22 protein-coding genes are annotated in these 20,269 nt (G+C 56.8%); 10 read left to right on the top strand and 12 right to left on the bottom strand.

Annotation, left to right across the window (positions count from 1 at the left end):
• Positions 1 to 85 precede the first annotated feature (85 nt).
• From rph to hemW, 3 genes are read left to right on the top strand one after another with little or no spacing between them, the layout of a single operon-like run.
• Positions 86 to 799, top strand: coding sequence for a ribonuclease PH (rph, locus tag Q1B16_RS08790; protein ID WP_299786700.1), 714 nt, complete (start codon positions 86 to 88; stop codon positions 797 to 799).
• On the top strand, positions 796 to 1,407 hold the full coding sequence (gene rdgB / locus Q1B16_RS08785) for an RdgB/HAM1 family non-canonical purine NTP pyrophosphatase (RefSeq protein WP_299786698.1): 612 nt from the start codon (positions 796 to 798) through the stop codon (positions 1,405 to 1,407). Before rph ends, rdgB begins: the two co-directional genes overlap by 4 nt.
• On the top strand, positions 1,400 to 2,545 hold the full coding sequence (gene hemW, locus Q1B16_RS08780) for a radical SAM family heme chaperone HemW (RefSeq protein ID WP_299786696.1): 1,146 nt from the start codon (positions 1,400 to 1,402) through the stop codon (positions 2,543 to 2,545). The genes rdgB and hemW overlap by 8 nt, the downstream gene beginning before the upstream one ends.
• Before the next feature lies 1 nt (position 2,546).
• Here hemW and Q1B16_RS08775 read toward each other — a convergent pair whose 3' ends face one another.
• From Q1B16_RS08775 to rho, 6 genes are read right to left on the bottom strand one after another with little or no spacing between them, the layout of a single operon-like run.
• The gene (locus tag Q1B16_RS08775; RefSeq protein WP_299786694.1) at positions 2,547 to 3,455 is read right to left on the bottom strand and encodes a ParB/RepB/Spo0J family partition protein; all 909 of its coding nucleotides are present in this window, start codon (positions 3,453 to 3,455) and stop codon (positions 2,547 to 2,549) included.
• Positions 3,456 to 3,464: 9 nt separating this feature from the next.
• Positions 3,465 to 4,277 (bottom strand): AAA family ATPase, encoded by an 813-nt coding sequence (locus tag Q1B16_RS08770; protein ID WP_299786692.1) that lies wholly within the window; start codon positions 4,275 to 4,277, stop codon positions 3,465 to 3,467.
• Complete coding sequence (rsmG, locus tag Q1B16_RS08765) at positions 4,270 to 4,857, bottom strand: 16S rRNA (guanine(527)-N(7))-methyltransferase RsmG (protein ID WP_299786690.1); 588 nt, start codon at positions 4,855 to 4,857, stop codon at positions 4,270 to 4,272. The genes Q1B16_RS08770 and rsmG overlap by 8 nt, the downstream gene beginning before the upstream one ends.
• Positions 4,854 to 6,737 carry a tRNA uridine-5-carboxymethylaminomethyl(34) synthesis enzyme MnmG gene (mnmG, locus tag Q1B16_RS08760; RefSeq protein WP_299786688.1) on the bottom strand — a complete coding sequence of 628 codons (1,884 nt, stop codon included), beginning with the start codon at positions 6,735 to 6,737 and terminating at the stop codon, positions 4,854 to 4,856. The genes rsmG and mnmG overlap by 4 nt, the downstream gene beginning before the upstream one ends.
• Before the next feature lie 3 nt (positions 6,738 to 6,740).
• Positions 6,741 to 8,024, bottom strand: a complete 1,284-nt coding sequence (gene mnmE, locus Q1B16_RS08755) for a tRNA uridine-5-carboxymethylaminomethyl(34) synthesis GTPase MnmE (RefSeq protein ID WP_299786686.1) — start codon at positions 8,022 to 8,024, stop codon at positions 6,741 to 6,743.
• Between the two features lie 21 nt (positions 8,025 to 8,045).
• Entirely contained in the window at positions 8,046 to 9,314 is a 1,269-nt protein-coding gene (rho, locus tag Q1B16_RS08750; RefSeq protein WP_299786684.1) for a transcription termination factor Rho, read from the bottom strand.
• 511 nt (positions 9,315 to 9,825) lie between these two features.
• Here rho and Q1B16_RS08745 point away from each other — a divergent pair.
• The 4 genes from Q1B16_RS08745 to dnaQ are packed head-to-tail and all read left to right on the top strand — an operon-like array spanning position 9,826 to position 12,527.
• Positions 9,826 to 10,425 carry a Maf family nucleotide pyrophosphatase gene (locus tag Q1B16_RS08745; RefSeq protein WP_299786682.1) on the top strand — a complete coding sequence of 200 codons (600 nt, stop codon included), beginning with the start codon at positions 9,826 to 9,828 and terminating at the stop codon, positions 10,423 to 10,425.
• Positions 10,422 to 11,255: a shikimate dehydrogenase gene (locus Q1B16_RS08740; RefSeq protein WP_299786680.1), complete on the top strand. Its 834-nt coding sequence runs from the start codon at positions 10,422 to 10,424 to the stop codon at positions 11,253 to 11,255. Before Q1B16_RS08745 ends, Q1B16_RS08740 begins: the two co-directional genes overlap by 4 nt.
• Complete coding sequence (gene coaE, locus Q1B16_RS08735; protein ID WP_299786678.1) at positions 11,252 to 11,845, top strand: dephospho-CoA kinase; 594 nt, start codon at positions 11,252 to 11,254, stop codon at positions 11,843 to 11,845. Before Q1B16_RS08740 ends, coaE begins: the two co-directional genes overlap by 4 nt.
• The gene (gene dnaQ / locus Q1B16_RS08730; RefSeq protein ID WP_299786676.1) at positions 11,838 to 12,527 is read left to right on the top strand and encodes a DNA polymerase III subunit epsilon; all 690 of its coding nucleotides are present in this window, start codon (positions 11,838 to 11,840) and stop codon (positions 12,525 to 12,527) included. Before coaE ends, dnaQ begins: the two co-directional genes overlap by 8 nt.
• 2 nt (positions 12,528 to 12,529) lie before the next feature.
• On the opposite strand, the gene secB is transcribed toward dnaQ, so the two are convergent.
• Complete coding sequence (secB, locus tag Q1B16_RS08725; protein WP_299786674.1) at positions 12,530 to 13,036, bottom strand: protein-export chaperone SecB; 507 nt, start codon at positions 13,034 to 13,036, stop codon at positions 12,530 to 12,532.
• Positions 13,037 to 13,102: 66 nt separating this feature from the next.
• The gene (locus Q1B16_RS08720; protein ID WP_299786672.1) at positions 13,103 to 13,594 is read right to left on the bottom strand and encodes an FxsA family protein; all 492 of its coding nucleotides are present in this window, start codon (positions 13,592 to 13,594) and stop codon (positions 13,103 to 13,105) included.
• A 104-nt stretch (positions 13,595 to 13,698) separates the two neighbouring features.
• Here Q1B16_RS08720 and Q1B16_RS08715 point away from each other — a divergent pair, with 104 nt between their 5' ends.
• The 3 genes from Q1B16_RS08715 to Q1B16_RS08705 are packed head-to-tail and all read left to right on the top strand — an operon-like array spanning position 13,699 to position 15,979.
• Positions 13,699 to 14,358: a Tim44/TimA family putative adaptor protein gene (locus Q1B16_RS08715; protein ID WP_299786670.1), complete on the top strand. Its 660-nt coding sequence runs from the start codon at positions 13,699 to 13,701 to the stop codon at positions 14,356 to 14,358.
• Positions 14,359 to 14,396: 38 nt separating this feature from the next.
• Positions 14,397 to 15,398, top strand: coding sequence for an MltA domain-containing protein (locus Q1B16_RS08710; RefSeq protein WP_299786668.1), 1,002 nt, complete (start codon positions 14,397 to 14,399; stop codon positions 15,396 to 15,398).
• Positions 15,395 to 15,979, top strand: coding sequence for a Smr/MutS family protein (locus Q1B16_RS08705; protein WP_299786666.1), 585 nt, complete (start codon positions 15,395 to 15,397; stop codon positions 15,977 to 15,979). Before Q1B16_RS08710 ends, Q1B16_RS08705 begins: the two co-directional genes overlap by 4 nt.
• Here the strand turns inward: Q1B16_RS08705 and bchO are convergent.
• Genes bchO through crtA form a run of 4 tightly spaced genes read right to left on the bottom strand, consistent with a single transcriptional unit; the run spans position 15,952 to position 20,204 of the window.
• A complete protein-coding gene (gene bchO / locus Q1B16_RS08700; protein ID WP_299786664.1) occupies positions 15,952 to 16,806 on the bottom strand; it encodes an alpha/beta fold hydrolase BchO in 855 nt (284 codons plus the stop codon). The two genes, Q1B16_RS08705 and bchO, sit on opposite strands and share 28 nt — an antisense overlap.
• 4 nt (positions 16,807 to 16,810) lie before the next feature.
• Complete coding sequence (locus tag Q1B16_RS08695; protein ID WP_299786662.1) at positions 16,811 to 18,499, bottom strand: magnesium chelatase subunit D; 1,689 nt, start codon at positions 18,497 to 18,499, stop codon at positions 16,811 to 16,813.
• Positions 18,496 to 19,500 (bottom strand): magnesium chelatase ATPase subunit I, encoded by a 1,005-nt coding sequence (gene bchI, locus Q1B16_RS08690; protein WP_299786660.1) that lies wholly within the window; start codon positions 19,498 to 19,500, stop codon positions 18,496 to 18,498. Before bchI ends, Q1B16_RS08695 begins: the two co-directional genes overlap by 4 nt.
• Entirely contained in the window at positions 19,497 to 20,204 is a 708-nt protein-coding gene (crtA, locus tag Q1B16_RS08685) for a spheroidene monooxygenase (protein ID WP_299786658.1), read from the bottom strand. The genes bchI and crtA overlap by 4 nt, the downstream gene beginning before the upstream one ends.
• Positions 20,205 to 20,269: the final 65 nt, after the last annotated feature.

Here is a 20,269-nt window from a genome sequence, read left to right as displayed (position 1 = left end):
TGACTGTCACTGGTATGACAGACTATTGGCTTGCGAAACCGGAAAGCCTGCCTGTATCCGTACACGGCAATCAAAGGGACATACCATGAGACCGTCAGGACGGAAATTAAGCGAAATGCGCGCGGTTTCAATCGAAACCGGGATCAGCAAGCACGCAGAGGGATCATGCATGATCCGGATGGGCGACACCCACGTGCTTTGCACGGCCACGATCGAAGATCGGGTTCCTCCCTTCATCAAGGGATCCGGGCTAGGTTGGGTCACCGCAGAGTACGGCATGCTGCCGCGGTCGACCACCAGCCGGATGCGCCGCGAAAGCTCGGCCGGCAAGCAACAGGGCCGGACGGTCGAAATCCAGAGATTGATCGGCCGCAGCCTGCGCGCGGGCGTCGATCGCGTGGCCTTGGGGGAACGTCAGATCACCGTGGATTGCGATGTCATCCAGGCGGACGGCGGCACGCGATGTGCTTCTATTACAGGGGGTTGGGTCGCTTTGCGACTTGCGGTGAACAAGCTGATGAAAACCGGTGAAATGACAAGCGATCCGCTCATCTCTCCGGTCGCCGCTGTCAGTTGCGGTGTCTATGCTGGCCAGGCCGTGCTTGATCTTGATTATCCCGAGGATTCCGAAGCTGGCGTTGATGGCAATTTCATCATGCGCGGCGACGGTCAGTTGATCGAGATTCAGATGTCTGCGGAAGGGTCAACGTTCTCCCGCGATCAAATGGGTCAGCTTCTCGATCTCGCCGACGCAGGCGTCCAGGAACTCGTCGCGCTTCAACTCAAGGCAGCGGAATGACACGCAAGTTCGAAGGTGACCGGCTTCTCGTGGCGACCCACAATCAGGGAAAGCTTGAAGAGATCGCCGACCTTCTGAAGGACTACGGGGTCTCGGTCGTGGGCGCGGCCGAGATGAACCTGCCTGAACCTATTGAGGACGGAACCACCTTTGTCGAGAACGCGCGCCTTAAGGCGCATGCCGCGGCCAAGGCAACCGGATTGCCTGCCCTGTCCGATGACAGCGGGCTTGAGATCGACGCGCTGAATGGCGCTCCGGGCGTATACACCGCAGATTGGGCAGAAACAGAGATGGGTCGCGACTTTGTCATGGCAATGGAAAAGGCCTATAACGCGATACTTGAGTCCGGCGTGGAACCGCCTTGGACGGGCCGCTTCTGCTGTACGCTTGTGCTCGCCTGGCCTGACGGACATGACGAGGTTTTTCCGGGAAAAATGGAAGGTCAGATCGTTTGGCCCATGCGGGGCGATCAAGGCCACGGCTATGATCCGGTCTTTCAGCCCGACGGGTATGACATGACGTTTGGCGAAATGGACCGATGGGAAAAGAACCGCATCAGCCACCGCGCCGACGCGTTCCGCAAATTCGTGGCAGGATGCTTTGGCTGAACCCTGGCAAGAGCGCGGGTTTGGCCTCTACGTCCACTGGCCGTTTTGTGCCGCAAAATGCCCCTATTGTGATTTCAACAGCCATGTCAGGGCCGCAGTCAATCAAACGAAGTGGGCCGATGCGTTAGCGACGGAAATTCGAAGAGCGGGCGCTGATACCGGACGTCGGGTGCTCAACTCCATCTTCTTTGGGGGTGGAACACCCAGCCTGATGGAGCCGGAGACCGTCAAGGCGGTCATAGACGCGGCGCGTGATGTCTGGCATTTCGCGAACAACATCGAAATCACGCTGGAAGCCAACCCCACCTCCGTCGAAGCGCATCGTTTTGAAGGATATGCAAGTCATGGCGTCAACCGTATATCGCTTGGCGTTCAGGCTCTGAACAATGCCGATCTGCGAAAACTCGGTCGCTTGCACAGTGTGGAAGAGGCTCAATCCGCTTTCCAAGTTGCGCGGTCGTTTTTTGACCGGGTCAGTTTCGACCTGATCTATGCCCGCCAGAACCAGACGCTCGAAGATTGGCGCGTCGAATTAAGCACGGCTTTGGATATGGCCGTCGATCACTTGTCTTTGTATCAGCTGACAATCGAGGAAGGCACGGCGTTTTGGGATCGCGCTCAACGAGGTTCGTTGAAAGGGCTGCCCACCGACGATCTCGGCGCGGACCTCTACGATCTGACGCAGCAGCTGTGCAACAACGCGGGCCTCCCCTCTTATGAGGTGTCCAACCATGCAAGACCGGGCGCGGAATCCGTTCACAACCTCATCTATTGGCGCGGTGGTGACTATGTCGGCGTGGGTCCCGGGGCGCATGGACGTCTGACACTGGATGGGCAGCGCAGTGCGACGGAGTGCTGGAAGCAACCAGAAGCGTGGTTGTCTGCTGTGTCAAAAGGTTCTGGCGTAAAGATACGTGAGACGCTTCCGCCGCAAGATATCGCAGAAGAACGCCTCATAATGGGTATGCGTCTTCTGGAAGGTCTAGATATTGAAGACATCGATCACATTATCGACCAGCAACGTTTTGAACGGCTTCTCGAAGATGGCTTTGTCTGGTCCCAGAACGGCCGGATTGGAGCAACTGCCCAAGGCCGACCAATGCTCAATCATCTGATCGCTCAAATCGTGAAGAGCTAGATCATCGCCCCACGCTCAGAACCATGCACAGCGCATCAAGGTCTTCGAGGGTGTCATAACTGATCGTTACAGTCCCCGAATCCTTTCCCGTGGCATGATTGATCGACACCTTCATCCCCAAAGCAGCCGAAAGATCGCCCTCGAGCGCCTTGGTATCGGCGTCTTTCGTGCCGCCTCCAGAACTTGTTTGCCGAGCGGTACTCGTCGGAGTTTTTGGTGAAAGCGCGTCTTTCACAAGTTTTTCTGTCTCGCGAACGGACAGACCCCGTCGAACGATATCATTAGACAGCGCAATGGGATCCGGGGCCGTTACGAGGGCGCGCGCGTGGCCTGCCGACAGTTTACCGTCCGTCACAAACTGCTTAACGTCCTCCGGCAAGTTCAAAAGCCGCAATAGGTTCGCGATATGGCTCCGGCTTTTACCCAGGGCCTGCGCCAGCTTTTCCTGCGTATGCCCAAACCGCGACATCAATTGTTCATATCCAGCCGCTTCTTCAATCGGGTTCAAATCGGCGCGCTGGATGTTTTCGATAATGGCGATTTCAAGGACGTCTTCGTCCGAGAAATCGCGGACAACGACGGGAACTTCATGCACGCCGGCTGCCTGAGCCGCGCGCCAGCGGCGTTCGCCAGCCACGATTTCATATTCTCGATCAGATGATCCGCGCTGCCGTACGATCAAAGGCTGGATCACACCCTTGCTTCGAATCGAATTCGCAAGGTCTTCGAGCGCTTCGGCATCGAATCTGCGCCGCGGCTGATCCGGATTTGGGAAAAGCTGATCGATTGGCAGAGTTCGCGACGGACGCCGGGACTGCTGCGCCTGGGTGTCCGCACCGGGTTCGATGTCTGCCATCAGGGCGGACAATCCGCGCCCCAATCCGCGACGCTGTTCTTTTTTCTCGGACATGCTCTTCCCTTACGCTGCTGACATGGTTTCGTGCTTGCCCAAGAATTCCCGGGCCAAGGCACGATACGCGATGGCGCCTTTTGAGTTCGAATCGTATTCGAGAACCGGCATCGCATAGGATGGCGCTTCACTAACGCGGACGTTCCTAGGGATCACAGTATCAAACACGAGATCGCCGAGGTTATCGCGCGCGTCCATCTCGACCTGCTGTGATAGATTGTTCCGCGAATCATACATGGTGAGAACGACGCCCTCGATCCGAAGCTTCGGATTGGCCGATTGCCGGACTTCGCGAATGGTGAGCATCAGTTGGCTCAAGCCCTCGAGCGCGAAAAATTCGCTTTGCAACGGCACCAATACCGAATGCGCCGCAACCATCGCGTTGACGGTCAGAAGATTTAAAGATGGCGGACAATCAATCAGCACGAAGTCGAAGCCAAACTGATCCATGTCGGTTTGCCGAAGCGCATCGTGCAACAAAAAGCTTCGCTTTTCATTGGCGATCAGCTCAATGTCGGCGGAACTCAGGTCCGTTGTGGATGGGACGAGGCTCAGGTTCTTTTGCCTTGTCTTGCAAATGATATCATTCAGCGGGAAGTCGTCCAAAAGCAGATCATACGTGGTCGCGTGCCTATCCTCCGGCATGATCCCGAGGCCAGTCGAGGCGTTTCCTTGAGGATCAAGATCGACAAGCAGCACGTTCTGGCCGATTTCGGCCAATGCAGATGCAAAATTTATCGCGGTCGTCGTCTTGCCAACACCACCTTTCTGGTTCGCAATCGCAATGATTTTCGGGCCAGCTGGGCGCGTCGGATCATACACGAGCGAGATCTCCAATTTCCAGAATTACCGCATCAGCGTTCGTTGTACTTTTATGCGTTTCGCAAGTGAATCGCCACTTGTTTTCAGCCTCTTTAACCTCTGATTTCCAAGTCGCCCCTTTGTGAAAAAACGCTGTTCCATGCAAATTTATGTGCCGTTCGGCGAAACCTAGGAGATCCGTCAGATTGGCAAGAGCGCGTGCGCTGACGGCATCTGCACTTTGCGGACTGACATTTTCGATCCGCTCTGCTATGACGGTAAACTTGCATTCTGTTTCACGTGAAACAGTGCGCAAAAATGCAGCTTTGCGTTGGTCGCTTTCGATCAAAGTGACTTCTAAGTCTTTGTCCGCCAACGCGATGGCTACAACTGCTCCAGGAAAACCCCCGCCCGAACCCATGTCGACCCACGTTTTCGCATTTCTCGGACACAGTAAAGCGATCTGAAGAGAATCGTCAAAATGACGTTCCCAGGCATCCTGAAGTGATGTGGGCGATACCAAATTGATTTTAGGCGACCACTTCTGGAGAAGTTCAGAATAAATGCGCAATCGCTCGGATGTTTCACGTGAAACAATCATCCAACCAATTTTTCCGATTTCGCATGATTTCTGAGCTTAGACAAAATTAACAGTAAGCCTGACGGCGTCATCCCATCGATCTTCGACGCTTGTGCGATGTTCCCAGGCCTGGCGGTCGTTAACTTAAGCTTCAACTCATTCGACAAGCCGTCGATATTGCCGAAATCGAAATTCTCTGGGATCACTTGAGCTTCATCTCTACGAAGCGCCTCGATATCTTTCTTCTGCCTCTCAATGTAATTCGCATAGAGAGCGTCCTTTGAAAGCTGATCTCTGACCTCCGGTTCGAGTTCAGCAAGCTCAGGCGAAATATCAATCAACGCATCCCACGATACAGTTTCAATTGCCAAAGCTTCTAAACCTGATCGTTTCGAACCATCATGCGACACAGGAACACCTGCATCAATGAGCTGCCCCGATGTCACAATCATAGCCTCCAGAGCGTTTTTACCTCGTATCAAACGATTCATCTTTTGTTCAAAAGCCGCACGTCTTTCTTCGGAAACGCATCCAAGATCAATCGCCTTCTGCGTGAGCCGCTGGTCAGCATTGTCCGCGCGCAACGAAAGTCGATATTCGGCGCGCGAAGTGAACATGCGGTAAGGTTCCGTGACGCCACGCGAGGTCAGGTCATCAATCATCACGCCGATATAACTGTCAGCCCGACTGAAGGTGACCGACTCTTTGTCTTGAGCACGACGCGCAGCATTCAAACCAGCTACAAGCCCTTGTGCAGCCGCCTCTTCATAACCTGTCGTTCCATTGATTTGCCCTGCGAGATAGAGCCCCTCGCGAGATTTGAGCGACAAATCGAGATTTAGCGCCCTTGGGTCAACATAGTCGTATTCGATCGCGTAGCCTGGCTGGAGTATTTCCGCATTCTCAAGCCCTTGGATCGACCGCACGTATTCAATCTGGACCTCCTCAGGGAGAGAAGTGGAGATGCCATTTGGATAGATCGTGTGATCATCCAAACCTTCCGGCTCCAGGAAAATCTGATGGGATGTCTTGTCGGCAAAACGAACGATCTTGTCCTCAATTGACGGGCAATACCTTGGACCAACGCCTTCGATGTGGCCGCCATACATTGCCGAGCGCGAAAGGTTGTCCCGGATAATGTGATGCGTTTTCTCGTTCGTATGCGTTATCGCGCAGGACACTTGCTGTGCGGTCGGCGATTTCGAAAGGAACGAGAACATGACCGGCTCATCATCACCCGGCTGTTCGTCCAGACCTGCCCAATTGATCGTACGCCCGTCAAGGCGAGGGGGAGTCCCGGTTTTCAGTCGTCCTAGCGGTAAATCGAATTTCGCCAAAGTCTGAGCCAACCCATTGGATGGCTTTTCACCCATGCGCCCTCCAGAGATGGTCCGGTCCCCGATATGGATCACACCTCGCAAAAAGGTGCCCGTTGTGAGGACAACGGATTTCGCCGATAAGGTCTGATCACCATCAATCTTGACGCCTTCAATTCGGGTGCCGTTGACCACGAGGTCAGTGACCTCCCCCAAAACGATCTCAAGGTTGGGTTGAGCTTTCGTCGCCGCAAGCATTTCTCTTTGGTAAATTTTCCGGTCCGCCTGCGCGCGCGGTCCCTGAACGGCGGGTCCTTTGCGACGATTCAACAAACGAAACTGGATGCCAGCCTTGTCTGCAACCACACCCATCACACCGTCAAAGGCGTCGATTTCCCGGACCAAGTGCCCTTTCCCAAGACCTCCAATCGCGGGATTACAGGACATTACGCCGATGCCGGCCTCGTTCAACGTGACCAACGCGGTTCTCGCGCCAAGCCGTGCCGACGCATGTGCTGCTTCGCAACCGGCATGACCACCACCGACAACGATAACATCGAAATCAAATTGTTTCACGTGAAACACTCCTTATTTTCCGATGCAAAAACTTGAGAAGACCTTATCTAGCACGTCTTCTACATCGACACGACCTACGAGTCGTTCAAGTGTAAAAATAGCGGATCGCAATTCCTCTGACGCAAGATCATAGCTTTCTGGACCACGGCTTGACAGCTTAATCGCATGACTAAGAGCATCTCGACCTTGGATCAGAACATCTCTCTGACGTTCGTGCGAGACAAGGCCAGCTGCCGTCGCTAACGATAGAAGATACACTTTCACATCTTCGATCAAACGTTGGAGTCCTGCGCCGGTGAGACCTGATACACCTTGGCCATCAGGTTGAAGATCCGCCTTGCCGCGAACAACGATGTCATTCTCCTGCGGTTTCAGCTCTCCAAACGTCCCCTCGCCTTCCAGAAACACGCGCAAGTCGGCAGATCTGGCCCGGTCAATTGCACGTTGGACGCCAATTATTTCAATCGCGTCATCGGTTTCACGAAGACCCGCGGTATCGAGAAATGTGACGGGAACGGAGTCCAGGTCCATTCTGACCTCGATCACGTCACGAGTGGTTCCCGCAATTTCAGAGGTAATGGCGGCGTCACGACCTGCCAGCGCATTCAGAAGAGTAGATTTGCCAGCGTTGGGGGGGCCTACGATAGCAACCTCAAACCCCGTTCTAACACGTTCTGCCACACCAAACCCTTGGACTTCTTGATCGATGGATTCGATAACGCCACGCAACAGACGTTCAACATCCGGCGATACGTCAACCGGGACCTCCTCATCCGCGAAATCGATCGTCGCTTCGAGCAGGGACATCGCGTGGATCAAATCATTCCGCCAGCTTTCGGCCTTTTCACGTAGATGTCCCGAAAACCCCTTCAGCGCCTGTTTGCGCTGCATTTCCGTTTCTGAGTCGATAAGATCCGCAAGGGCTTCGACTTGGGTCAGATCCAAACGGCCATTGTTCAGAGCACGGCGCGTGAACTCGCCGGCATCCGCTGGTCGATACCCGGACAGTTCTCCTAAGGAATTCAGAACGGCGTTGATGGTGGCCACGCTTCCATGGACGTGAAACTCGACGACGGGTTCACCTGTAAAGCTTGCCCCATCTTCGAAGAAAAGGACGAGGGCCTCGTCAAGGAACCCACGATCTTTGTGAACAAGACGCCGAAGTGCTGATTTACGTGGTTCCGGCGGCTTGAATCCGAAAGCGCCGCAACTCGCGACCGCATCCGGCCCGGACACGCGGATCACCGCAACGCCGGACTTTCCCGGTACCGTCGCCAGGGCAAAGATCGTATCCATGACGTTGCACGCCCGTCAGTTTCACGAATTCATGGAGTCAAAGAATTCCGAATTCGTTTTGGTTTGCTTGAGCTTGGAGATCAGGAACTCGATCGCGTCCGTTGTGCCCATCGGGTTAAGAATACGGCGCAGAACAAAAGTCTTTTGAAGATCGTTCTTGTCGACAAGAAGATCCTCTTTCCGCGTTCCGGATTTCAGAATGTCCATCGCCGGGAACACGCGCTTATCCGCAACCTTGCGGTCCAGAACGATCTCGGAGTTACCCGTCCCTTTGAATTCTTCGAAGATCACTTCGTCCATTCGGCTTCCGGTGTCGATCAAGGCGGTCGCAATGATGGTCAGGGATCCACCTTCTTCGATATTCCGCGCGGCACCGAAGAATCGCTTTGGCCGTTGAAGCGCATTCGCGTCGACACCACCCGTCAGAACCTTACCTGACGACGGCACAACGGTGTTGAAAGCTCTACCAAGTCTTGTGATCGAGTCCAGAAGGATAACAACATCTCGTTTATGTTCGACCAAACGCTTGGCCTTTTCGATCACCATTTCTGAAACAGCCACGTGGCGCGTTGCGGGTTCGTCAAAGGTCGAAGACACGACTTCACCCTTTACGGACCGCTGCATATCGGTGACCTCTTCCGGTCGTTCATCGATCAGAAGAACGATCAGATAGCACTCCGGGTGATTGCGCTCGATGGAATGCGCGATGTTTTGCAGAAGAACCGTCTTACCTGTCCTTGGCGGCGCCACGATCAGGGAACGCTGCCCCTTCCCGATCGGCGCGACAAGATCGATGATCCGGGCTGAGCGATCCTTGATCGTGGGATCTTCGATCTCCATCGTCAGACGCTCGTCGGGATAAAGTGGCGTGAGGTTATCGAAAGCAATCTTGTGACGCGCGCGTTCCGGATCCTGGAAGTTGATCTGGGTACAATCCATCAAGGCAAAGTAGCGCTCATTGTCTTCGGGCGCTTTGATTTCCCCGTCGATGGTATCCCCGGTCCGAAGCGAGAACTTACGGATCATCTCGGGCGAGACGTAAATGTCGTCGGGACCTGGTAGATAGTTCGCCTCGGGGGACCGCAGGAATCCGAACCCGTCCTGAAGGACTTCGAGAACGCCATCGCCGAAGATCGTCCAGCCTTCATCCGCGCGTTCGCGCAGGATCTGGAACATGATCTCGCCCTTCCGCATGGTCGAGGCGTTTTCGATTTCCAGTTCCTCGGCCATCGCCAGCAGGTCTTTGGGGCTCTTTGCCTTGAGGTCGGCAAGGTTCAGCTTTTCTGTCATGAAATACCCAGGACTGCGATCAGAGGCAGTCTCAACTTCTTTGTCTCAGGAAGGTCGCGTCCAGAACAGGACAGTGATGCTCTTAGACGAGGGTTCTCAAGCTGTCAAACCTCCCTTCTTTCAAAAATAAATAAAGAAATTAGAAAGGATTTTGTTTTCAGTAGTCTTGCCTTGGCACTGTGGATTAAAGCTTTGTCCCAATCTTATCCCACGATTAGAGAAGAAACGGAACATGTGAGCAACTGGCGAACGGCACTGTGAGAGTTCGTTCAAGTCATTGTTTTTGATAATTTAAATGATGAAATCCCGTGTGGAAAAATCCGGGATTATTCTCTCACCTCTGTACATTCTCCTAAAAAATCTTGGGTCCCGACTTATCCTTTCCACACCACGTAAAACCACCAAAAGATCGAAGAGCAAGTCGGTGAGATTTCAATCGGCTTGCCGTCGCGGTCGGTTTTCCTCAAAACGTTCCTGTCAACAAACCCGACTTGTCCGCGGAGTTCTCCACATGAATCTCGATCTTGTCCTCGCGTCCGGGTCCCAAATTCGCGCGGACCTGTTGCGAAACACGGGGCTACGATTCGATGTTCAGGTCGCTCGAATCGACGAGGACAGCGTGCGGCAAGCCTTGCAAGCCGAGAACGCATCGCCTCGGGACATTGCGGATACACTAGCGGAGATGAAAGCGCGCAAGGTGTCGGATAAAACGCCGGGAGTCTTGGTGCTGGGATGTGATCAGGTTCTGTCGGTTGAGAAAGAGATCCTGGCCAAACCCGAAACGCCAGACGAAGCACGGGATCAGCTCAGGAAACTCAGAAATCGGTCTCACACGCTATTATCCGCGGCAGTTCTCTATGAAGACGGCGAACCGAAATGGCGGCATGTCGGCGTGGTTCGTTTGCGGATGCGCGATTTCTCGGACAGCTATCTAGAAAACTATCTCGCGCGCAACTGGGACAGCATCCGCCACTCGGTTGGGGCCTATAAGCTCGAGGAAGAAGGCGCGCGCCTGTTCACGCAGGTGCAGGGCGACTATTTTACGGTGTTGGGGCTCCCGCTGCTGGAACTCCTCAACCAGCTCACACTGATCGGACGGATCGACGGATGAGTGACACTAAAATACCTTTGGCCGCTGTCATCGGCCATCCCATAGCGCATTCGAAAAGCCCGAATGTTCATGGCTACTGGCTTCGGAAATATGGCCTCAAGGGACACTACATCCCAATGGACATTGCGCCCGAAAAGCTTGTCGATCTGTTGCCGCGTCTTGCCGATCTTGGATTTGTGGGTGCCAACGTCACCATTCCGCATAAAGAAAAGGTGATGGAGATTGCCGATCTCATCACCGACCGCGCCACGTTGATCGGGGCCGCAAATACACTGATCTTTCGCAAGGACGGGCGGATCCATGCTGACAACACGGATGGTTACGGTTTTATCGAAAACATCCGCCAGACCATCCCTGACTGGAACCCCAAATCAGGGCCCGCCGTCGTGTTCGGTGCCGGCGGTGCGTCACGGGCCGTGCTTGCGTCACTTCTGGATGTGGGTGTTCCGAAGATCATGCTGACCAATCGCACACGCATCCGCGCTGAAAAACTGCGCGAGGATTTCGGCCATCGGGTTCAAGTGGTTGAATGGGTCCAGGCCGGAAATGTACTTGATGAGGCCGATCTCGTCGTGAACACGACATCCTTGGGGATGACGGGCAAACCGGAAATGCGGGTGCCGCTCGACGGATTGAGACGCGGCGCGATCGTGAATGATCTCGTTTATACGCCATTGCGGACCCGCCTTTTGAAGACAGCCGAAGAACGGGGATGCCGCGTTGTCGACGGTCTCGGCATGCTCCTTCATCAAGCCGTCCCGGGATTCGAGCGTTGGTTCGGAAAACGCCCGGTGGTGGATGAAAATGTCCGCGCGGCGGTTCTTCGGTGACGTTCAAGCTCGGTCTCACGGGCTCTATTGGGATGGGCAAATCGACGACGGCCCAACTCTTCGCTGATGCGGGTTGCGCCGTGTGGGACGCCGATGCAGCCGTGCACCGCCTTTACGAAACTGGCGGAGCTGCCGTTTCGCCGATCGAAGCCTTGTTTCCCGATGCGATTTCCGGCGGGACAGTGGATCGCGGGGCTTTGCGCGGTATCATTTCGACGAACTCCGATGCGCTGCGTCAGATCGAAGCCATCGTGCATCCATTGGTTCAGGACGATCGCGCGAGGTTTGCTGATAGCGTCAGTTCTGACATCATCGTATTCGACATTCCGTTGCTCTTCGAAACCGGTGCCGAGTCCGAGATGGATGCGGTTGTATGTGTCACTGTTTCGCCTGAACTTCAGGAAAAGCGAGTTCTGGAACGGGGTACGATGACCCGAGACCAGTTTTTGGCAATACGCGACAAACAGATGCCGAACGACGAAAAATGCGCCCGTTCGGATTTCGTGATCGAAACCGACACGCTTGAACATGCACGCCAGCAGGTCCACCATGTTCTGGAGCAGATCAGGAAACGAATGACCGATGCGTGAGATTGTTCTCGATACGGAAACGACCGGGTTCGAGCCGGAGCAAGGTGACAGGATCGTCGAAATCGGGGCGGTCGAGTTGTTCAACCATGTCCCGACCGGAAAGACCTATCATCAATACATCAACCCGGAACGCACCATGCCGCAGGAGGCGTTCGAGGTGCACGGGCTTGGCGACGACTTCCTGCGGGACAAACCGGTTTTTGCCGATATCGCGCAAGCCTTCGTTGATTTTATCGCTGATGCGAAGCTGGTGATTCACAACGCAGCGTTCGACATGAAATTCCTGAACGCCGAATTGTCGTGGGTCAAACGCACTCCAATCCCATTCGAACGGGCTGTAGACACACTCGCCATCGCTCGCCGAAAATTCCCCGGCTCGCCCGCGTCGCTCGACGCGCTGTGCCGCAGGTTCGGGATCGACAATTCATCGCGGACACTGCACGGAGCCCTGCTCGACTCCGAGATTCTTGCCGAGGTGTATCTTGAACTTATCGGGGGAAAGCAGCCGGATTTCGGTCTGAGCGTTTCACAGAACAAGGCCGACCTCGATACGGGGTCGGTGGAATGGCGGCCACAGCCGCGTCCAACCGCGCTCGCTTCGCGCCTGTCGGACAGCGAAAAGGCGGCTCACGCCGCCTTTGTCGAAACACTTGGAGAGGCCGCCTTATGGAAGCGGCTGTAGCGTCACGCGTTAGCGGTTTCCGCCTGCTGACCGCTTGACCGGCGCGCCAATTCAGAACGATAAAGCTGAAGAAAATCAATGGTTTCCAAGTTGAGCGGCGGGAAGCCACCATCCCGCGTCACATCGCTGACGATGCGGCGGACAAACGGGAACAGCATGCGCGGGCATTCGATCAACAGGAACGGATGCAACTGTTCGTCCGGTACGTTTTCGATGTGGAACACACCTGCATATTCAAGCTCCAGCATGAAAAGCGTGTCACCACTCTCCTTGGCCTTGGACGTGACCTGAATCTTCAGGATCACCTCGTACTGGTTTTCGGTGGTGCGCTTCTTTGCGTCGAGGTTGACTTGCAATTGAACGTCCGGCTGGACCTCACCCTGAACGCCCTTCTGGGCAAGGATGTTTTCAAAGGACATGTCGCGCACGAACTGCGCGAGAACGTTCATCTTTACCGGTGCAGCTTGTTGTGCCGCGCCGTTTGCGGCGGTTTCAGGCGTATCAGCCATGTGTCTCTCCCTCGGATCGAGCGGTTACAAAAATTTGACGCTGCTTAGCAGCCGATGTGGCAAGCCTCAATGCTTCGTCCAGCCCGACCCCTGATGCGTCGGCTTCTTGGAGTCCGTGATATCATGGAACTCGCCGTCGATGACCGTGTCCCGAGGACGTCTGGTCCTTGGTCCATATGGGTCGTCTTGCGGCCCCATTTCGAACCTCTGCACTTCAATATGCTTGCGCAGATAGTTGATCAAAGCCGACCGTACCGGCGGCGCGAGGAGCGCAAAACCGACCGCATCGGTGAAAAAACCCGGCGTGAGCAGCAAGGCGCCGGCCAAGAGGATCATCGCACCGTGTGCCAGCGGCTCGGACGGGTCCTCGAGCCGGGAGAACGAACCGCGCAGATTGTTGAGCGCCATAATGCCTTGTGACCGAACAAGATAGGTGCCCAGGATGGCGGTCAGAACCACGATGGCCAGCGTCGGCCACAACCCGATCAGGCCACCGATTTGGACGAACAAACCGATTTCGATCAGCGGGACCAACAAAAAAGCTACAAACAGCCACATAAGGCGACACTCCTTTCGCTGGGCGCGCGGTGGACTATACGACGCCCAACACCTACATAAGAACTCAACAACGACGTTTCCACTTTGGTCTGGGCGAGGTCCTGATGAATTCTCCGCTGATACAGCTTTTGGTGCTTGCCGGCATCGCCGTGTTTCTGATCCTGCGTTTGAAAAGCGTTTTGGGCACACGGGAAGGTTTCGAAAAGCCGCCGCTGCCACGACAGGAGTCCTCTTCGTCGTCGCGTCGCGATTTCGAGGTGATCGAGGGCGGGCCGGATCATGACATCGTCGATCACGTCGACGCAGGAAGCGATGCCGCCGATGCGCTGGCCCGGATGAAGCGTGTGGAGCCTTCCTTTGGCGTTGGCGAATTTCTTGGCGGCGCACGCGGTGCGTATGAAATGATCCTTATGGGGTTCGAGCGCGGTGAGCTTGCCGATATCAAGCCTTTCCTCGCAGAAGATGTGTACGAGTCGTTTGCCGAAGTGGTCGAAGCGCGCGAGGAACAGGGCCTGACCATCGAAGCGGAATTCGTGGGCGTCCGCGAAATGTCTCTTGTCGATGCCACCTTCGACGACGAGACCGCGACAGCCGAAATCACCGTGAAATATATCGGGGAACTGACCTCCGCCGTTCGCGACAGCTCTGGCGAAATCATCGAGGGGTCGCCGACCCAAGTGAAGCGGCAAAAAGACGTTTGGACATATGCACGCCGTATGGGTGTGGACGATCCGAACTGGCAGCTTGTCGCAACGGGCGAATGATCCGAAGGCTCGGCGCAGCCATTTCCCTGGGTGTTCTGATGGCAGGACCTGCTGTGCCGAATGAGCCGGAAACACAGTATTCCATCCTTGGCTTTGAAGACCTGGATGGATGGGCCGAGGATGATCATGCATCGGCCCTGACCGTTTTCCGCAATACCTGTGCCGATCTTGATGAGCCGGATTGGGCCTCGCTCTGCGCACTTGCGTTCGATGCGACCGATGCTCGTCAGTTTTTCGAACTTTTCTTCCGACCGATGTTGATCACGGATGGCAAGGATCCCCTTTTCACCGGCTATTTCGAACCGGAACTCGCGGGCTCACCGGTCCGCACGGATCGTTACCGCTACCCCCTCTACAGGATGCCGCAGGAGGCCGAGGACATCCGCCCTTGGCTGACGCGTCGGGATCTCTTGACCAGTGGAGTTTTGGAGGGCCGTGGCCTTGAGATCGCGTGGGTCGATGACCCTGTCGAGCTGTTTTTCCTACAGGTTCAGGGTTCTGGTCGCGTGCGTTATCCGGACGGGCGGATGATCCGCGTCGGATATGGCGGTGCGAATGGACATACCTACAAGTCGATCGGGCAAGAGCTTGTCCGTCGCGGCGTCTACCAGGCTCATCAGGTATCTGCCGACGTTATCAAGAACTGGGTGCGCCGTAACCCGATCGAGGGGCAGGATCTCCTGTTCCACAATGACTCCTACGTCTTCTTCCGCGAGGTCAGTCAGGTCCCGGCTGACATGGGGCCGCTCGGGGCGATGAACAGATCGATCACGCCGATGCGGTCGATTGCCGTGGATCCCGCCTTTACGCCGCTGGGCGCTCCGGTCTGGATCGAAAAGGACGGGCGAAATCCCCTGCGTCGGCTGATGGTCGCACAGGATACCGGGTCTGCAATCAAAGGCGCACAACGCGCCGATGTTTTTTTCGGCACGGGTGACGAGGCCGGCCGTAAAGCGGGGCGGATCAAGGATCCGGGCCGAATGGTTGTGCTCATGCCGATCCAGCGCGCCTATGCGTATCTGCCCGAGTCGCTGCAATGAGCTGCCGCAAGCTCCGCCCGGAGGAGCGCGAGCTCTGGCAGAAGGTGGCGCATAGCACGAAACCTCTGCCGCAGGCCCTGCGTCGCGCAGCGGATGCGCCGAAGCCGACAGTTCGTCGTAAGCCAGAGCGCGAAGAGGTCGATCTGCCCACAGCTTTCGGGATCGGAAGCAAAGCGTCCCTGCCCACCGGACAAATCACGACACCGCAACCCGCGCCGCGCGCCAAACCGTCGATGGACAAAAAGACCTTCGGCAAAATGCGCCGGGGCAAGCTTGTTCCGGAGGCTCGCATCGATCTTCACGGGATGACACTGGATCAGGCGCATCCCGCCCTCACCCGGTTCATACTTACGTCAACCTCTCGGGGATTCCGACTTGTTCTTGTCATCACAGGCAAAGGCCAACGTGACGACCCGCATGATCCGATGCCGCGCCAGCGTGGGATCTTGAAACGGCAGGTTCCGATGTGGCTCAGGATGGCGCCCTTGAATTCGGCGGTTTTGGACGTGGCGGAGGCGCACATTCGACACGGCGGTGGCGGCGCCTACTATGTTTACTTGCGCAAGGCTGCACGAAGCTGATCCGCGACAAGACCGGGCACTTCTTCGTGCAAAAGGTGGCCATATCCTTCAAAACACAGGACTTCGGCGTTTGGCATCGTTTCAGCACTTTTTCTGACCGAGGCAGGCGATACGGCTTTGTCGTTTTCGCCGACAAGGAATGTGCAGGGCACGGTGATTTTCGGAAGATCGGCCACCAGCCCGTCGAGCTTCCATTGCGCCATCATCAGGAGCGTTCCATCCAAATGTGCCTCGCTGCGAAACAGTTTGGCATAGAGGTTCAATCCTTCGGGAGAGATCTTCGATCCGGTGGTCTCCATCAGGGACACGACTTGTCCAGGCCCGGCCATCCTGCGCTTGATCATCTTGGCCATGACCGGACTGAGCGCCACCACGCGGGCCGCCATAGGAAACAGGACCCCTGCCAATCCCTTGAACGGAGTCAGCGCCGGGTTCACCGCGACCAATGGAATTTCGGTATTGGACGCCTGAAGAATGCGTAGCCCAAGCGCCGCGCCAGCGGAGTGGGCAAGGATCGCTTTGACATCCCAGCCTTCATGATCGATCAGGCTTTGGACGTCTTGCGCCATCAGCGGTAGCGATGATCTGTGACGGGAACCAAGCCGCGTCAGGCCATGTCCCGGAAGATCAATCGCAACGACATGGTGGTCTTGGGCAAGGTTGCTCATGACATCGCGCCAGGAATGAGTGGACCCGCTGGCGCCGTGAAGCAGCAGCACGGTATCGCCCTTTCCCATTTCCTGAACATGCCAGCGGTGCGGACGTACATCGACGAAGCGCGAGTGTTCAGAGTGTGGCCATGCTGTGAGGAGGCTTTCCGAATCCATGGCGTCACCCGCCAAGGGCTGTCTCGATGGCCCGGCTCAATCCTTTGGAATCCGCGCGTGGCAAGGGAATATATTGGGCATCCATCACACCGCAAAGCGTACGAAGATCACGGTGCGGCCGTACGGATGTGTCGATCATGGCGCTCGGAATATTGAGCGACCGGACATGCCGCGCCATCGCCTGCGCGTCATCATTGGCAGCGGCGCGTCCTGTCTTACCGGGCAAAGGCACGTTGGCCCGGCCGTCGGTCAGAACGGCGATCGAGGGTGACAATCCCTGGGCGCGCACGCGTTGCGCCAATTCCGCCGCCGCTTTGAGACCCGAGGCGAGCGGTGTACCTCCGCCGCCCGGGAGCCCGGCGAGACGGCGTTTGGTCTGAACCAGAGACCGCGTTGGCGGCAGGATCAGATCGGCGCCCTCGCCTCGGAAGGCAATCAAGGCAACATGATCGCGCCGGGCGTAGGCATCGCTCAGCATCAACTCGACCGCGCCCTTGGCTTCAGCCAATCGAGCAACTGCAGAAGATCCCGAAGCATCGACGGCGAAGATGACCAACCGGTCAGAAACTTCCTGGAACACTTTGACATGAATATCGGAGGGCCGGATCAGAACGCCAGTTCGATCCGGGTTTTGCTTGCGGCGGATGGTCTGCCACGGAACGGCGGCTCGCAAGGTGGCGACGAGATCGATCCGGTTGCCGCCATCCAGGCGCCCTGCCCGCGACGGCAAAGGCCGTCCGCGACGGTTTCCGCGCTTCTTCTGCCCAGCACCGCCGCTTCCGCTCGCTGTCTTCAACCGGCCCGAACCTTCGAGCATGGCCAGCACATCAAAGGGCAAGACCGCCTTGATCGCGTCGATCAACAGGTCGTCGGGCAAGTTGAACTCCGACTCGTCCGTGTCCGGGCTTTGCGCATCCGGGGTATCATCGGGCGATGTGTCGTCCTCCGGCTCGTCGGCTTCATCCTCGACCGGAATCTGGGTGGCGCGGTGGGCGTAGACAAGCTGGACCGCGATCTGAAGATCGTCCTGGTTGACTGATTGGCGATTATTCAAGGCGGCATTCGCGCGGGCCGCTGCCAAGGCGATCAGCGGCGCACGCAAGGAGTCGATCCCGAAGCGGACGGCTGTAACGGCAAGAGCAACCGCAGCGTCGTCGGAGACCTCAACCGCCGACAAACGCGCTTGCGCTGCAAGGATGTCGGCCTCTTCCATCACCAACTGGGCCAGTTCGATATGGCGCAGCCCATCAAGATCGACGCGGAAGGCAAGCCGTTCTGTTAATGTGGTCGGCGCAATCTCGTCGTCCTCTGCGCCTTCATCCAGCAAGATGAGGGCGTGGCCGATGTTCGAATCCAAACTCTGCGCAAGACGCGCGGCAAGACCGGGTTCACAGCGCTCCGCCATGGTGAAAACCATTGGGGTCGCGGCGTCGAGTATTCCCTTGGCGCGGATGATCTCGCCTCGGGTGAGCGTTTCGCCGATATCGACGCCACCAAAGAGCTGAAGGTCAGAAACGGATGGTGCGAACCGGCGTGCCTTGGGAAAGATGGTCTTGATCGGAGCGCAGAACATATCGCGCACTGGTCCCGCGCGGGCGCGCAGGTGAAGGCCCCCCAACCCGACCGGGTCGACTGCCAGAAGCGTCAGGGCCAATTGGCCCTGCACGTTAATGGCAGAGGGGTCTTCTCTCATGCAAAGACTTCCTCGACCGTGCGATCCACACGGGTCGATGATCCTGCATCGTCAAGAGGATCGCGGCGTAAACGGTGGCTGAGCGCCATCGAGGCGACCGCCCGCAGATGATCGCGGGTCACAACGGGACTTTCCTTGTATGCAGCCAAGGCGCGGGCAGCGCGAAGCAAGGTTAGCTCACCGCGCAGACCGTCAGATCCGATGGCCACGCAAAGACCAGCGCAATCCCGTAACGTTTCGTCCGGTGCGTCGATGGACTTGAGCGCATCCCGCGCTTTCAGGATCGCATCGCGGATCTTGGTGTCCTCGACCGACCACTTTTCGACGAATGCATCGGGATTGACGTCAAACGCGGCGCGACGGCGAATGACCTCTACCCGCTCTTCGATATCGCTGGGCGAGCGGACTTCGACCGAAAGGCCGAAGCGATCCAAAAGTTGAGGTCGTAACTCGCCCTCTTCCGGGTTTCCGGACCCGACAAGCACGAAGCGCGCGTCATGGCGGATCGAGAGGCCTTCTCGTTCGATGACGTTTTCGCCGGATTGCGCCACGTCGAGCAGCAGGTCGACCAAGTGGTCTTCGAGCAGGTTCACCTCGTCGATATAGAGATACCCACGGTTGGCCTTGGCCAGCAAACCCGGCTCGAACGCCTTTTCTCCGCGGCTCAGCGCGCGTTCGATATCGAGAGCGCCGACAAGCCGATCCTCTGTCGTGCCCAACGGAAGGTCGATGACGGGTGTTGGCACGTTGATCGTTTTGCCCGAGACCGGATCGGCCCAGTCAGGCATGTCCTCGGGCGCAGCGGCATTCGTGGCGCTGCCGTCGAGCTTGGTAATCTCGGGCAACAGCGCGGCCAAGGCGCGAACCGCCGTCGATTTGCCGGTGCCCCGGTCGCCGAACACGAGCACGCCGCCGATGCCAGGATCGACAGCCGTCAGGATCATGGCCAGTTTCATCTGGTCCTGACCAACGATGGCGGAAAAGGGGAACGGATGTCTCATGCGGCGATATCCTTTAGAATACGGGGGGATTGGCCTTCCCAGCTGCCGATCTCGTCAGTAACCCGAAAGCGGGCGTAAAGCTCTTCGCGGAACCACTTTCCGTCACGCACTGCGCGAATGGCCTGTGCGTGCGGTCCGTTTTTGCGCGCGAACTCGGCCATGGATTGGGAGTCGGGCCAGATGGAAAAGGTGATCTGTTGCAGCAGCGGAACTTCTCCGATGCCGATCTTGAAAAGGACGTTCGGGTTTTCGCCGATCACGCCGCTGATGTCGGGCACGCGCTTCCAGAATTGCGCGGCGACAGCGGGCCTGACCGTTGCGCGTGTCAAAGCGGCGATCGGGCCAGAGGGCGCGGGCGCTTCTTGTTTGAACGGAGACTTACCGGACCACGCGCCGCGGGCGGAATAGGGCGTCAGGAACAAGGTCCAGGCTTCTGATGCTTTCGACCGGTAGCGCTGAAAAAGCGGCTCTTGTGCCAACGCTTTGCGCGCGCGGTCTAAATCGGTCCACACTGTCAGGATCGCGTAGACAGAGGTGTTGGGAACTGGCGTGAACCCTTCGCCGGTGCCGGATCCGCACAGCTTCCAGAACTGGAGCCCCTCGATTCGCGGCAGCGACAGTCTTGCGGCCCCCATCATCGTCAGCGCCCACAGCCGCGATAGCGGTGTGTCAAAGCGATAAAAGCTCAGGCTCACGGTCTGCATTTCGGTTCCCATAGTGTCAACTAAGTCTGACACATAATCCCCAAGCAGTAAAGATATATAATTTA

The sequence above is a fragment of the uncultured Marivita sp. genome (genome assembly GCF_947488135.1).
GTDB lineage: Bacteria > Pseudomonadota > Alphaproteobacteria > Rhodobacterales > Rhodobacteraceae > Marivita.
This window is presented reverse-complemented; position numbering and strand designations above follow the sequence as displayed.